The sequence below is a fragment of the Psychrobacter namhaensis genome, assembly GCF_016107545.1.
Classification (GTDB): Bacteria; Pseudomonadota; Gammaproteobacteria; order Pseudomonadales; family Moraxellaceae; genus Psychrobacter; species Psychrobacter namhaensis.
Window position 1 is genome coordinate 25,790 of the sequence record NZ_JABASS010000013.1, and the last position, 12,336, is coordinate 38,125.

The following is a 12,336-nucleotide window of genomic DNA, read 5'->3' on the forward strand; positions in this document are numbered from 1 at the left end:
CTATTTATAAGAAGCGCTGGTCTAAGCAACGACTCAAAACGGTCGCGTTTAGACTAAGTCCAAAGCGTCACGAGTTTCTTGGGCGATGCGGCACTCTTCATCCGTTGGTACCACCCATAGCTCGATGCTGCTATCATCGGCGTGGAAGCTACCTTCACTGCCACCGAACAGGCTTGCGTTTTTGTCCGCATTTACTTTGATACCAAAATGACGCATCACTTCTAAGATGCTCGTACGCGTGGTCACTGAGTTTTCACCAATACCACCGGTAAAGACAATACCAGTAAATTCTGGCAGCGCACAGCTCAAGCTGGCGAGGTATTTACCGACGCGGTAACAGAACATCTCGATGGCAAGCTTGGCGTCTTGATGTCCTTCATTGGCCGCTTGTTCGACAGTACGTAAATCATTAGATAGCCCTGAGACACCCAATAGACCACTTTCATTATTGAGCATGGCATCGATCTCTTCCAAGCTCATACCGAGCTGGCGCTTTAGGTGGATGTGTAGGCTTGGGTCGACATCACCACTACGCGTACCCATCATGAGTCCCTCAAGCGGGGTCAGGCCCATACTGGTATCGAAGCTTTTGCCATCATAAACGGCCGTTGCCGAGCAGCCGTTACCCAGATGCGCTGTGAGCCAGCCATGTGGGCCTTTAGACTCTGTAATCTCACTGGCACGCTCTGAGACGTAGGCATGAGACGTACCATGAAAGCCATAACGGCGGATTTTGTGCTCTTCATACAGAGCTTTTGGTAGCGGATAGCGAAAAGCAACTGGCGGCATGGTTTGGTGAAAGGCTGTGTCAAAGACGACTACTTGAGGAATATTAGGATAAATCGCCTGTACCGCTTCGATACCCAAAGCGTGGGCAGGGTTGTGTAGTGGCGCGAGTATTTTTAAGCGTTTTACCTCGTCCAGTACGTGTTCATCGACACGGACAGCTTCAGAATACTCACGGCCACCATGGACCACGCGATGACCAACCGCGATGAAGTGATATTGTTCTAATAGCTCAAGGATTTTTTGTAGCGCTAACTTGTGACGGCCACCTGGGATCGAGATTTCAAGCTTGTCACCATTCAGTGTGGTGTGTTTGATACGAGCAGTATCAAGCCCTAGGTTTTCGGCCAAACCAGTGATACGAGTAGAGTTATCATCGCTAATCAGCGCGTATTTAATGGAAGAGGAGCCGCAGTTGAGAACTAAGGTAGGATTGGTCAGGGTTGATGTGTCAGTATTTTGGTCATCAAAAGTGGTGGTTGGGCTAGCGCTCATACTCTATCCTTAGATTATATGTTATGAATGGTGATTCATCATCGATGAATACCGGTTAAATACATAAAAATCAGCCACATCCATGCTGATATACAGTGAGCAAGTATATTGCTGATTTCATCCCCTTTTGCGTTGGCACTATTGATAAGTGCTCGTAAGTTGCATGCTAGCGCCTTACTACCGCCTCAAGGTAGAGCATAATGTAACATATTTTTGTGGCTATACCACGATAACTATAAGGGTTAACGCAAGAGAAGGGGGGTTGTCGAATACAACTGTACACCGACTGTGGCTAGTGTTTGTCGGGCGCTACAGCAAAAAAGTAGAACCAATAAAAATTGTAAGAAAATTTTTCTAAATAACCTTAATGCGTTTTGCACGCGGGTTATGGTGTACTGATATACCTGTTATCGTGCTAAAGCAGTAAACCTGAATAATTACTAAATTTATTAGGCAGACGTCTCCAGTATGCGCACAGCTTTATGTAATAATGTTATGATTCAAAACAGCCGTATCTGCCGTTTTACTTATCGTCTTTCTTTTACTGTACTTACACCGTTGCAAGCTTACAGGTTATCTATTTTATGCTTATCATACGCCGCACTTTAAAAACTAAGCACGCCAACGCCCTTCATATCAGTCGCCGTGCTCTTTCTACTGTTCTTATGGGTGGCGTTTTGATGCTAAGCTTGTCGGGCTGCGGACAAAAAGGCGATCTATATTTGACAGATGCTAGTAACCAAACCATACGGAGTTCAGCTGGACTGGAAAGTACCAGCCATCCACAAGATGCTGCTTTTGCTGGTATCGATGATGATAACTATCAAACCATAACCGATGGCCAAAAACCGTCCGATTTTGTGTTACCAGAACCCAGCAGTGATCCCAACGATTACTGATACTGAGTACATATTTACTTTTAAAGCGCGTTGCTGCTTTTTTTAAACATGATTTCCAACCTTGCTACCCTGATTACATTAGAGATGTTCATATGAGTCATTCTGAGCCACAAGCTGGCGAGTCCGTCACCACCCAGACCGAACAAGGATTATACATCGATCCTAAAGCCTTAACCGCTTGCTTGCCCGCATTGCATTATCGTGATGAGGCGTTGTATATGGAGCAGGTCAGTGTTAAAGAACTGGTCAAGCACTACGATACGCCATGCTATGTGTACTCAAAACAGGCGATATTAGAGGTTTATCAAGCGTACACCGATAGCTTTGCCAGTCTAAAGCACCAGATATGCTATGCAGTAAAGGCCAATTCCAATTTGGCTGTACTGGGCGTATTAGCACAAGCAGGCGCTGGATTTGATATCGTCTCACGTGGTGAGCTGATGCGCGTGTTGGCGGCAGGCGGCGCGGCATCACGTGTGGTGTTTTCGGGAGTTGGTAAGACGTATAGCGACATCGAGTTTGCGCTTGCTCAAGGGATCGGCTGCTTTAATGTCGAGTCGATAAGTGAGTTGGCGTTAATCAACGAGGTAGCAAAGACGCTTGATAAACCTGCGCCAATTTCATTACGCGTCAATCCAAACGTCGATGCCAAGACTCATCCGTATATCTCAACGGGTCTAAAAGACAATAAGTTTGGTATTACCCATGAAGAGGCGCTGGCGGTCTACCAGCAAGCAGCGGATTTATCTCACATCGATGTCGTTGGGATTGACTGTCATATTGGCTCGCAGTTGACTGAGGTCGAACCCTTCGTCGCGGCTTTGGATAAAGTCATTGAGCTGGTCCATAGCCTACGCGAGCAAGGTATTGAGCTGCGTCACATCGATTTAGGCGGCGGTTTGGGCGTGCGTTATATCGATGAGACGCCGGTGTCTATCGATGAGTTTGCGACTGCTTTATTACCGAAGCTTAGCGCGCTTGGCTTGACGGTTTTCTTTGAACCGGGTCGCAGTATTGTGGCCAATGCTGGTATCTTGCTGACTCAAGTCGATGTGCTAAAACCTACTCCCCACAAGAACTTTGCCATTGTCGATGCGGCTATGAACGATTTGATTCGTCCTGCGTTATATCAAGCCGACATGGCTGTGATTCCTGAAACGCTACCAAAAAATGGTTTGGATACTGAGGGTACGCAGGTGTGGGATATCGTTGGGGCGATTTGTGAAACGGGTGATTTTTTGGCCAAGGATCGGCTGTTATCCTTAGCCACTGGTGATATTTTGGCAGTCACGGGCGCTGGTGCTTATGGGTTTACCATGAGCAGCAATTACAATTCGCGTCCGCGTGCCTGCGAAGTCATGGTGGATGGTGATCGTCATCAATTGATTCGTAAGCGCGAAACGATTGAAGCGTTATATGCCGATGAAATATTGTGGCAAGACAAGTAACATCGCCAAAACCACTTCTTTATTTGACCATTAAAGAAAACCCACTGTGATGATAACAGTGGGTTTTTTTGTGGCAGACTCTGATTGTATAGAGTGAGACTAAGCTGTCAACATCACTTGGTATTTGATAGCAGTGATAGTTATGATTGTAACTGACAGCGTGCTAATATAAGACATACATAAAAATAGGATAGGATATCAAGGGTATGCTAATAGAATTTACTAAGATGCATGGTCTGGGCAATGATTTTATGGTCATCGATTTGGTGACCCAGCGCTTAGATTTGACCAAGGATTTGGTGCAGTTATTGGGCGATCGTCACTTAGGCATTGGTTTTGATCAACTGCTCGTTGTTGAGCCGCCGATGCGTCCTGACGTTGATTTTAGCTATCGCATTTTTAATACCGATGGCACAGAAGTTGAGCAGTGCGGCAATGGCGCACGCTGTTTCGCCCGTTTTGTGCAAGCCCGTAAGTTGTCGTTTAAGCAGCGTCTGCGGGTTGAAACTGCCAGCGGCATCATTTCTTTGACCACAGATCGTTATGGTTGGGTCGAGGTCGATATGGGCAAGCCCAAGTTTGAGCCGGATGAGATTCCATTTACGCCCAGAGCCACGACTAAAATTCAAAACGCCTATCACTTAGATGTCAATGGTACGCCCGTGCAACTGTATGTGGCTAACATGGGCAACCCGCATGCCGTGATCAAAGTTGATGATGTGCTTGATGCAGAAGTCGAAACCTTGGGCAAAGCCATCGAGTCGCATTCTGCTTTTCCAGATCGGGTGAATGTCGGTTTTATGCAAGTGATGAATCAGCGTCATATTCGCCTGCGGGTTTATGAGCGCGGTGTGGGAGAGACGCAAGCCTGTGGCACAGGCGCTTGTGCAGCGGTGGCTGTCGGCATACGGGAAGGCTGGCTGGATGAAGGCGAAGAAATACGCGCACAGCTATATGGCGGCAGCATGATTATCAAATGGCAGCCGGGATATTCGGTCATGATGACTGGTCCAACTGCCTTTGTCTATGAAGGCGTGTTTAGCCCAGATGGTCTAATGGCGCAAGCAGGTATGAAGCCCAATGCAGAAGGCTAAAGTTTGGCGCAACAGGGTAAACGGTGCACGTGTGCTGTTAGACCAATAACAGGATAGGTCTTATGGTGATCTCGCGTAAAAATAGCCAGTCTACAAGGACAGAAGCGTGGCTATCAGCTGAGCTGGCAGCCACTGTGGAGGCAGATGCTGCCTTGCGCGAATTACTATCGCCTGTCCATCGTTGGCTAAACACATTATCAGTGCGTAATCACTCAGAACACACGCTAAAGGCTTATTTTTCTGGGCTGAATCAGTTGGCGCTGTTTTTGCGCGGCAAACGTTTGACATGGACGCGCTGTGACAAACGTCAGCTGGCCCAGCACATCAGCCAGCGCTTAGATGAAGATAAATTGGCGCTTGCCAGTGTTCAGCAAGAGCTGTCGGCTATCCGTCACTTTTATGGATGGTTGATTGAAGAAAACCTAGCACGTATCAATCCAACCACCGGCTATCAGTTAAAACGTAGTCCTAGGCCACTACCGTCTATTGCCGATGTAGATTTATTGACGCAACTGCTGGATCAAGAGGTTCCTGACACCCCAGAGCAAGCTCGCTTGTGGTTGCGTGATAAGGCCATGTTTGAGTTGCTCTATAGTAGTGGTTTGCGCGTGGGCGAGCTGGTAGCATTAGATATGGCAGATGTAGATTTGTCCGTTTTGCGTGTACGAGTGACTGGTAAAGGCAACAAGACGCGCTTGATACCCTTGGGCGCGAAGGCAGCAGAGGCGATTACGCGCTATCTACCGCATCGGAACCTCTGGGTGGAGCAGATGGACAGCGCATTGTTTATCAGTGAAAAACTCGGCACACGGCTATCCACGCGAGCCGTACAGCAACGCTTAAAGGTTGCCGCTACCCGTGCTGGCATTGCCCAAAATATGTATCCACATTTATTGCGTCACTGTTTTGCGTCTCACATGCTATCGGGCAGTGGTGATTTACGCGCCGTCCAAGAAATGCTTGGGCATAGTGATATCAGTACCACGCAGATTTATACCCATGTGGATTTTGCTAAATTGACACAGGTATATGACCGCGCCCATCCACGCGCGACTCACACTCATAGTGATAGTGACGCTCTTTAAGCATACTCAGCCACGTTACCAATCAGCTAAGTTGGTAGTTGTCCTAATGATCTAAGCTACTAATTATCTAAGTTACTTTAAGCCAAACGATGGCAGTCAAAGATTGGCAGTTTTTGGCGGCCTTGTACTTGCGCCTGTTTGTCTAATGACGCCATGACTATGGCATAATTCTTGTCTGCTTTTGCCCCTGTGGGTTTATCCAGCTCGCTGTGATCATAACTGTTGATCATCGTTCCATCATAAGCGGTAATCGCTGTGTGTCCCCATGTCTGACGGATGTTACCGTCTTTGTAGACATGGTCGCCGCCTTGTGCCGCGCCAATCACCATACATTGACTGTCTAAGGCACGCGCACGCAGTAAGAGCGACCAGTGGGCTTGACCGGTCAGGTAGGTAAAGGCTGACGGCGCACTCAATAGATCAGCCCCTGCTTGACGCAGACGTTGTGCCAATGCTGGAAAACGCAGATCAAAGCACACCATCATACCTAATTGATAAACCGCATCATTGACTTCAATCGGTGCCATCACGGTTTGTGTGCCCGGCTCAAAAGTTGCCGCTTCATTATAGCTGCCTTGTTTGTCCGCAACCGTCGCGGTAAACAAATGAATTTTGTCATAGCGTGCCACCCGCGAGCCATCAGGCGCAAACAGCTGACTGACTTGTCGTAACCTACCATTAGGAACGATCACACCATCAGGGCGATAGGCGCAAGGTAGTGAACCTACCAGCACGTAAATATTGTACGTGTTTGCATAGTTTGCGAGCGTCGCCGACAGCTCATCAAAGCGCTCAGCGGTGGCAAATTGTTGCCCCATGCTACAGCAGTTTTCAGGTAAGACCACAAGCTTAGCGCCTTGCTTATGGGCATCGATAATGGCGGCTTGTATATCCGTTAAGTTTTTCTCTATGTCTTGCTGGCTATTCATTTGAATGGCCGCTGTGGTAAATGGATGATTCTCTGTTGTGTCACTCATAGTATTATTCCCAGCTGTTGATTTTAAGACTGATGTCATTAACCCTAGCATTACTAAACAGTTATCTCGTTATTTTTTATAACACGCTTACGATTGTGATCAGATTTTTGTTATGAGTAATGCAGCGTTTAATGACGAAATAAACAAATTTAAAAGGTCTTATAAGCAGAACATAACAAGCGTATCTGGGCAGGGTATAAATTATCATAGCAAAATTGCGGTAAAAAATGCTATCGTCATGTCCTGATTAGGTTAAATCATTAGTTTAACTGGCTATACATATAGACTATCCCCACCATCGGAGTGTAATAAACCACGCATGAGTATGTCGTTCGGATTGGCGACCACGCTGAGTACCTCACAGAAACTGACACCGCAGATGCAGCAAGCCATTAAGTTGCTGCAACTCTCTAGTCTTGAGCTGGCGCAGGAGGTTCAGCTCAAGCTGGATAGTAACCCCCTGCTAGAACGTATCGAGGATGACGAAGAGGAATATGACGCCGATGATAGAGGGGAGCCTTTAACACTTGATGACTGGAACCAAAGTGCGGGCATGGAGTCATTTAGTGGAGAGTCCGACGATCCCGAGTCAATTTCTGATTATGCCTCTGAGTATAATGATGATTTTAGTGATGCCTTTAGTGATGGTTTCGACAAATTACAGCCAGCGAGTATTGATAATGGGGCAATGGAGTATCAAGCGACGGATAGCGATGACGACAGTGGTTTGGATGACAGTAACGTTGACCACAACAGTTTTGAGAGTAGCAACCATGCCTCTGCTGCTACCACGTCAGCTAACAGCAAAAGCGACGAGGATTTTGATAGTTATCAAGGCGGCACATCCGCCACTATACAAGACCATGTGCGCTGGCAGCTAAACTTTAAGCGTCTATCAGAGACGGACACGCTGATTGCCACCTATCTGATGGACGCTATGGATGATATGGGATTTGTGCGGCTCGATATCGACGAGCTGTTACAAAGCTTTGACACCATGGCGAGCTTTTATCAGTGGGAGACACGGGTTGAACATGACGAAATAATGGCGGTGTTGCGTATTATTCAATCTTGCGACCCGCTGGGGGTGGGGGCGCGCAATTTGAGTGAATGCCTAGCGATTCAGTTAGCTAAACTACAGGCTGACACTGAGCATTTAAAAGAAGCGCAAGCATTACTATCAGCAAGCGAGCATTTGGTAAGCAACAATATCAAAGCACTCACTGAGCGCACAGGGCTTGCTCCTGAGAACATCACCCCAGCACTCAATCTATTGCGTACTTTAAACCCTTCACCAGGACTGCTGTTTCAAAGCAATCAGCCAGACTACACTCAGCCGCCTGCCAGCTACGATATTCCTGATGTGCTTGTCACCCCTATGCGTCGCCGTGATGGAGATAGTAACTCTGATACACAAGGCGGAGGCTGGCATGTGCGTCTGAATCCTGACACCCTGCCAAAGCTACGAGTCAATCAAGAATATGCCAACTTAGTCAAACGCGGTGATGACAGCCCTGACAATCAATACCTACGTGAAAACCTCACCGATGCGCGGCTGTTCATTCGTAGTATCGAAGAACGCAATCAAAATCTACTCAAAGTCGCCACCAGTATTGTGCGCTATCAGCAAGACTTCTTACAGTACGGTGCCACTGCCATGCAACCGCTTATCTTAAAAGTTATCGCAGAAGAAGTGGAGTTACACGAGTCTACTGTCTCGCGTCTGACCACCAGCAAAACCATTTTGACACCGCAAGGGTTGTTTTCTTTAAAGCACTTCTTTTCTTCACACGTGAGCAGCACGGATGGGGATATCTCATCAACCGCTATCAGTGCCATGATTAAGCAACTCATCGCGGATGAAGATCCTAAAAAGCCACTGTCAGACAGCCGTATAAAGGATTGTTTATTGGCAGAAGGTATCGATATCGCCAGAAGGACGGTGGCCAAATATCGGGAAGCGATGAATATTGGCTCATCTACCCAGCGTAAACAAAAGTATTAACGGTCGTGACTTACTGACTCATTAGCAGGGTCAGATAGCTGTTAAAACGATATGGATAAATATAAAAAATAAAATTTTTTGATTATATAGAAACATTTAGGAAACAACAGGATTTATTACATTTAATTACAATATTTTGTCTTGCTACTATTTAGTTTTCATGACAAATTAGAGTCATACCAACAAGGTTACCTCAGTCATTTACTACTTAATAAAAAGGCAGCTATATAAGGATAAGTTCCTCTTTTATTAAAAATACTCAGGCAGTTGTTGGTAAGGCAGGATGATAAAGGCAGGAATGCCACCTCATCTGTTGACTGTACGTAATAATAAAAGGACGATAATATGAATGTTTCTATCAGTGGTCACCATATCAGTGTTACCGAAGCTATGGACACAGCGGTTCGTGAAAAGCTTGTCAAAGTAGAGCGTCATTTTGATCAGATACAAAGTATTAAAGTGATCTTGTCGTTAGACAACAGCGGCGCGAGCGATGGCGGTCAAAAATGCCACAAAGCGGAAGCGATTTTGCGAGTCTCAGGTCAAGAAATGTTTGTCCAATCTTGCGAAGATGATATGTATAAAGCCATTAATGACATGGCCGACAAACTTGATAGACAGGTGCGTAAATATAAAACCCGTCAAGAGCGGAAAAAGACTCAGGGTGCAGGGCGTGATGGACGCTATGAAGACCTCACCACCGCTGATGTGGCGCCAGCCGTATAATGCTAGTGACGTTTAGTGAGCGTAAGATTTAATGAGTATCGACTAATAAAATAATAAAGGTATAAATAGTCAGATTATTCGATTTTACTGCCTCTAAACTATGACGCGTAAAAAGAAAAAAGACTTCAACCGTATCATAGGTTGAAGTCTTTTTTATGAGCCATAAACTTGAGTAGCAATAAAGCGAGTCTTAGAACGTAAGGTAGGGCGTCAGTAAATGAAGCGAACGTGACGCTGCCGTCTTAGTTTTAAACACCGTGCTTCATCAGCCGCCACCGACCGCTTGTACCACTTCAATATTCATACCTTCGACGACACGTAACTGGGCAAGCTCACTTTTTGGAATCAACTCACCATCGACTTCTACGGCGTAACGGCCTTGGCTCAGTCCCAGCTCATTGATGACCAGCTGCACCGTCTGATGGGTGGTTTGTAAATTCTTGCCATTGACGCTAATGGTAATCATAAAACGCGCTCCTAAATTATTAAACATTCCTTTTTGACCAACTTACCTCTATCGACTACTTGACTAATGACTATCTCCTGCTTGGCATTTAGGTCTCTAAATGACCTAAGCGAAAAGCCGTTACGGCAAGCCAGAGCCAACCCATAATCATCAAAACACCACCGATAGGCGTAATCGCGCCAAACCAACGCGGTGCGCCAAGCGTCATCGCATATAGGCTACCAGCAAATATAAGAATGCCAATCTGTAGTAGCCATGCCGTGGTTTGCGTGGCGTATCTGAACTGAATCAATAGACCAACCAGTAGCAAGCCCAGCGCATGTACAAATAAGTAGAGGGTTGCCGTATGCCACCATGCAAGCTGCTGGGCGCTCACCATACTTTTTAGGCCATGCGCACCGAACGCTCCTAGTCCAACAGCGATAGCCATATTGGTCGCTGCAATACCTATCCAATTTACCATAGCGAAACTCGCGTTATTTAAAGACACATCGCAACTAAAAGGCTGCTCTTATTGAAGGTCATCGGGCAAAATCACGCTATCAATGGTCATGGCATCGCGAATCTTATCCATGGCATTTTTTTCGATTTGGCGTACACGCTCAGCAGAGATGGAGTAGACGGCTGCCAACTCATGCAAGGTAGATTTTTGCTCAGAGAGCCAGCGCTGCTCGACAATATCACGTGAGCGATCATCTAACGTGCCCATGGCTGCTATTAAGGCTGAAGAATTATTCTCTTCCCAGTCCTCTTCTTCTAACTGCTCAGCAGGATCAATCCCATCTTCTAAGAACAGTTGCGGCGCATAGCGGCCGTCGTCATCATCGCTAGACTGTGCTTCAAAAGACGCATCATAGGAAGTCAGGCGTGATTCCATTTCTAGCACTTGCTTGCGAGTGACATTTAAGTCATTGGCGATGGCATCCGCTTCCTCTAGCGTCAGCTGATTATTGGTTTTTTTGAGGCTACGCAAGTTAAAGAATAGCTTACGATGTGCTTTGGTGGTCGCCACTTTGACAATGCGCCAGTTACGAATAACGAATTCATGAATTTCAGCCTTAATCCAATGCACCGCAAAAGACACCAAACGGACGCCTTTATTCGGATCAAAACGTTTTACCGCTTTCATGAGTCCCAAGTTACCTTCTTGGATCAAATCGGCTTGCGGTAAACCATAGCCTGAATAGCTGCGAGCAATATGAATCACAAAGCGCAGATGTGACATGACTAGCAGACGCGCGGCTTCCACATCACCCTCGTCATAATAGCGATGAGCCAGCTCTTGTTCTTGGACGGGCGTCAAAATTGGGATTTGATGAACGGTATTGATATATGCACCCAAATTCACCCCTGGCGCTGATAAATGAGTGGGCATCGCGGGCACTAAGTCTCGCGTGCTGGTATCACCAAGCGCACTGGAATCATACGGAGGGCGCTGTGCCGCTGCTTTTAACGCGGCATCCCGTGCCTCATTTTTTATAGGCGCTGCATCGTCTTTTTTACTCGTTTTCGCAGCATCATTAGAAGTATTAGCCATATTCTTGACCTTGGTTAAATAGTTAAGCAAATAGTCAGATAAAATCTTTATAGTTGTAATTGTAAAGGATAGCGATACTTAGTTGCTATCAGTTTTGGTAATGATGAAGTGATATATTGTATCGAAACGCTGTGATGGTACGCTATCATCTGGCGGTGGATTAGTGACCCTATGAAGGCTCAGTAATAGCTGGTTTGCTGTGTCTGTTTGCTGGCTTTGACGACAAAAAGCCGTGATATCCGCTTGCGAATTGGCATCAGTGGCGACCACGTATAACGACTCGCCACTGGTGACATCGCGTAGCGCGACTTTGGTTTTTAACAGCGGCATGGGACAAGCAAGTCCGCGGCCATCGACGAAACGCACAATATTAAGCGTAGATTGCTCTTCTTCTGTTTTGCTACTTGCAGTTGCCGCATCATTCGCTGGCAACAAGGTTAACAAGGCATCCACCGCTTGTTGCTCAGCGCCAGACAAGGTCGCTGATAAATTTATCGAGTAAGGTGCGTATGTGAGGGTGGGCTGACTATCAGCAGACATAAGATATACCTTATAAACATCAAATTTTTGGTTGGTAATATTGTTTTTATTATCAGTAGGTGGCGTCAAAATCTCGTTATTTAGTTTTTTGTACTAATCAGCTGTTACTTTATAGCGAGTCAAACCTATCGTTGTAGACGCTTATTATATCAAATAGCCAGTAGGTAATTGCAGTTGAATATAGTCAACGTCATGTTCGATTCTCTAGAATCACATAACGATGTTTCACAACAGTGACGGGCTACTTGGTTATTGGTAGTCAAACGCTTACTAGAATT

General features: G+C 46.2%; 12 protein-coding genes. 6 read left to right on the forward strand and 6 right to left on the reverse strand.

Features of this window, described 5'->3' with window-relative positions:
* Positions 1-48: 48 nt before the first annotated feature.
* On the reverse strand, positions 49-1,281 hold the full coding sequence (locus JFC06_RS09755) for an acetate/propionate family kinase (RefSeq protein WP_193006305.1): 1,233 nt from the start codon (positions 1,279-1,281) through the stop codon (positions 49-51).
* Between the two features lie 584 nt (positions 1,282-1,865).
* Here JFC06_RS09755 and lptM point away from each other — a divergent pair.
* From lptM to JFC06_RS09775, 4 genes are all read left to right on the forward strand, one after another.
* Positions 1,866-2,180, forward strand: coding sequence for an LPS translocon maturation chaperone LptM (lptM, locus tag JFC06_RS09760; protein ID WP_198334901.1), 315 nt, complete (start codon positions 1,866-1,868; stop codon positions 2,178-2,180).
* A 92-nt stretch (positions 2,181-2,272) separates the two neighbouring features.
* Positions 2,273-3,628, forward strand: a complete 1,356-nt coding sequence (gene lysA / locus JFC06_RS09765) for a diaminopimelate decarboxylase (protein ID WP_198334902.1) — start codon at positions 2,273-2,275, stop codon at positions 3,626-3,628.
* 206 nt (positions 3,629-3,834) lie between these two features.
* Positions 3,835-4,722, forward strand: coding sequence for a diaminopimelate epimerase (gene dapF / locus JFC06_RS09770; RefSeq protein ID WP_198334903.1), 888 nt, complete (start codon positions 3,835-3,837; stop codon positions 4,720-4,722).
* Positions 4,723-4,784: 62 nt separating this feature from the next.
* A complete protein-coding gene (locus JFC06_RS09775) occupies positions 4,785-5,807 on the forward strand; it encodes a tyrosine recombinase XerC (RefSeq protein ID WP_198334904.1) in 1,023 nt (340 codons plus the stop codon).
* A 77-nt stretch (positions 5,808-5,884) separates the two neighbouring features.
* Here the strand turns inward: JFC06_RS09775 and JFC06_RS09780 are convergent, their stop codons facing one another.
* A complete protein-coding gene (locus JFC06_RS09780) occupies positions 5,885-6,784 on the reverse strand; it encodes a nitrilase-related carbon-nitrogen hydrolase (RefSeq protein WP_198334905.1) in 900 nt (299 codons plus the stop codon).
* 319 nt (positions 6,785-7,103) lie between these two features.
* Between JFC06_RS09780 and JFC06_RS09785 the strand changes: the two genes are divergently transcribed.
* Both JFC06_RS09785 and hpf read left to right on the forward strand, forming a co-directional pair.
* Entirely contained in the window at positions 7,104-8,789 is a 1,686-nt protein-coding gene (locus tag JFC06_RS09785; RefSeq protein ID WP_198334906.1) for an RNA polymerase factor sigma-54, read from the forward strand.
* A gap of 345 nt (positions 8,790-9,134) precedes the next feature.
* Complete coding sequence (hpf, locus tag JFC06_RS09790) at positions 9,135-9,515, forward strand: ribosome hibernation-promoting factor, HPF/YfiA family (protein WP_193006312.1); 381 nt, start codon at positions 9,135-9,137, stop codon at positions 9,513-9,515.
* A 265-nt stretch (positions 9,516-9,780) separates the two neighbouring features.
* Here the strand turns inward: hpf and thiS are convergent, their stop codons facing one another.
* The 4 genes from thiS to JFC06_RS09810 all read right to left on the reverse strand — a co-directional run bounded on the left by thiS (position 9,781) and on the right by JFC06_RS09810 (position 12,058).
* On the reverse strand, positions 9,781-9,981 hold the full coding sequence (gene thiS / locus JFC06_RS09795; protein ID WP_198334907.1) for a sulfur carrier protein ThiS: 201 nt from the start codon (positions 9,979-9,981) through the stop codon (positions 9,781-9,783).
* Positions 9,982-10,069: 88 nt separating this feature from the next.
* Complete coding sequence (locus tag JFC06_RS09800; protein ID WP_198334908.1) at positions 10,070-10,444, reverse strand: DUF423 domain-containing protein; 375 nt, start codon at positions 10,442-10,444, stop codon at positions 10,070-10,072.
* Between the two features lie 48 nt (positions 10,445-10,492).
* A complete protein-coding gene (gene rpoH / locus JFC06_RS09805; protein ID WP_198334935.1) occupies positions 10,493-11,356 on the reverse strand; it encodes an RNA polymerase sigma factor RpoH in 864 nt (287 codons plus the stop codon).
* A 240-nt stretch (positions 11,357-11,596) separates the two neighbouring features.
* Positions 11,597-12,058: a sulfurtransferase TusA family protein gene (locus JFC06_RS09810; RefSeq protein WP_198334909.1), complete on the reverse strand. Its 462-nt coding sequence runs from the start codon at positions 12,056-12,058 to the stop codon at positions 11,597-11,599.
* Positions 12,059-12,336: the final 278 nt, after the last annotated feature.

Coding starts and splice junctions, on each gene's coding strand:
- JFC06_RS09785 (WP_198334906.1), top strand. CDS start 7,104: ATGAGTATGTCGTTCGGATTGGCGACCACGCTGAGTACCTCACAGAAA.
- JFC06_RS09775 (WP_198334904.1), top strand. CDS start 4,785: ATGGTGATCTCGCGTAAAAATAGCCAGTCTACAAGGACAGAAGCGTGG.
- JFC06_RS09810 (WP_198334909.1), bottom strand. CDS start 12,058: ATGTCTGCTGATAGTCAGCCCACCCTCACATACGCACCTTACTCGATA.
- lptM (WP_198334901.1), top strand. CDS start 1,866: ATGCTTATCATACGCCGCACTTTAAAAACTAAGCACGCCAACGCCCTT.
- dapF (WP_198334903.1), top strand. CDS start 3,835: ATGCTAATAGAATTTACTAAGATGCATGGTCTGGGCAATGATTTTATG.
- lysA (WP_198334902.1), top strand. CDS start 2,273: ATGAGTCATTCTGAGCCACAAGCTGGCGAGTCCGTCACCACCCAGACC.
- hpf (WP_193006312.1), top strand. CDS start 9,135: ATGAATGTTTCTATCAGTGGTCACCATATCAGTGTTACCGAAGCTATG.
- JFC06_RS09800 (WP_198334908.1), bottom strand. CDS start 10,444: ATGGTAAATTGGATAGGTATTGCAGCGACCAATATGGCTATCGCTGTT.
- rpoH (WP_198334935.1), bottom strand. CDS start 11,356: ATGCCCACTCATTTATCAGCGCCAGGGGTGAATTTGGGTGCATATATC.
- JFC06_RS09780 (WP_198334905.1), bottom strand. CDS start 6,784: ATGAGTGACACAACAGAGAATCATCCATTTACCACAGCGGCCATTCAA.
- JFC06_RS09755 (WP_193006305.1), bottom strand. CDS start 1,281: ATGAGCGCTAGCCCAACCACCACTTTTGATGACCAAAATACTGACACA.
- thiS (WP_198334907.1), bottom strand. CDS start 9,981: ATGATTACCATTAGCGTCAATGGCAAGAATTTACAAACCACCCATCAG.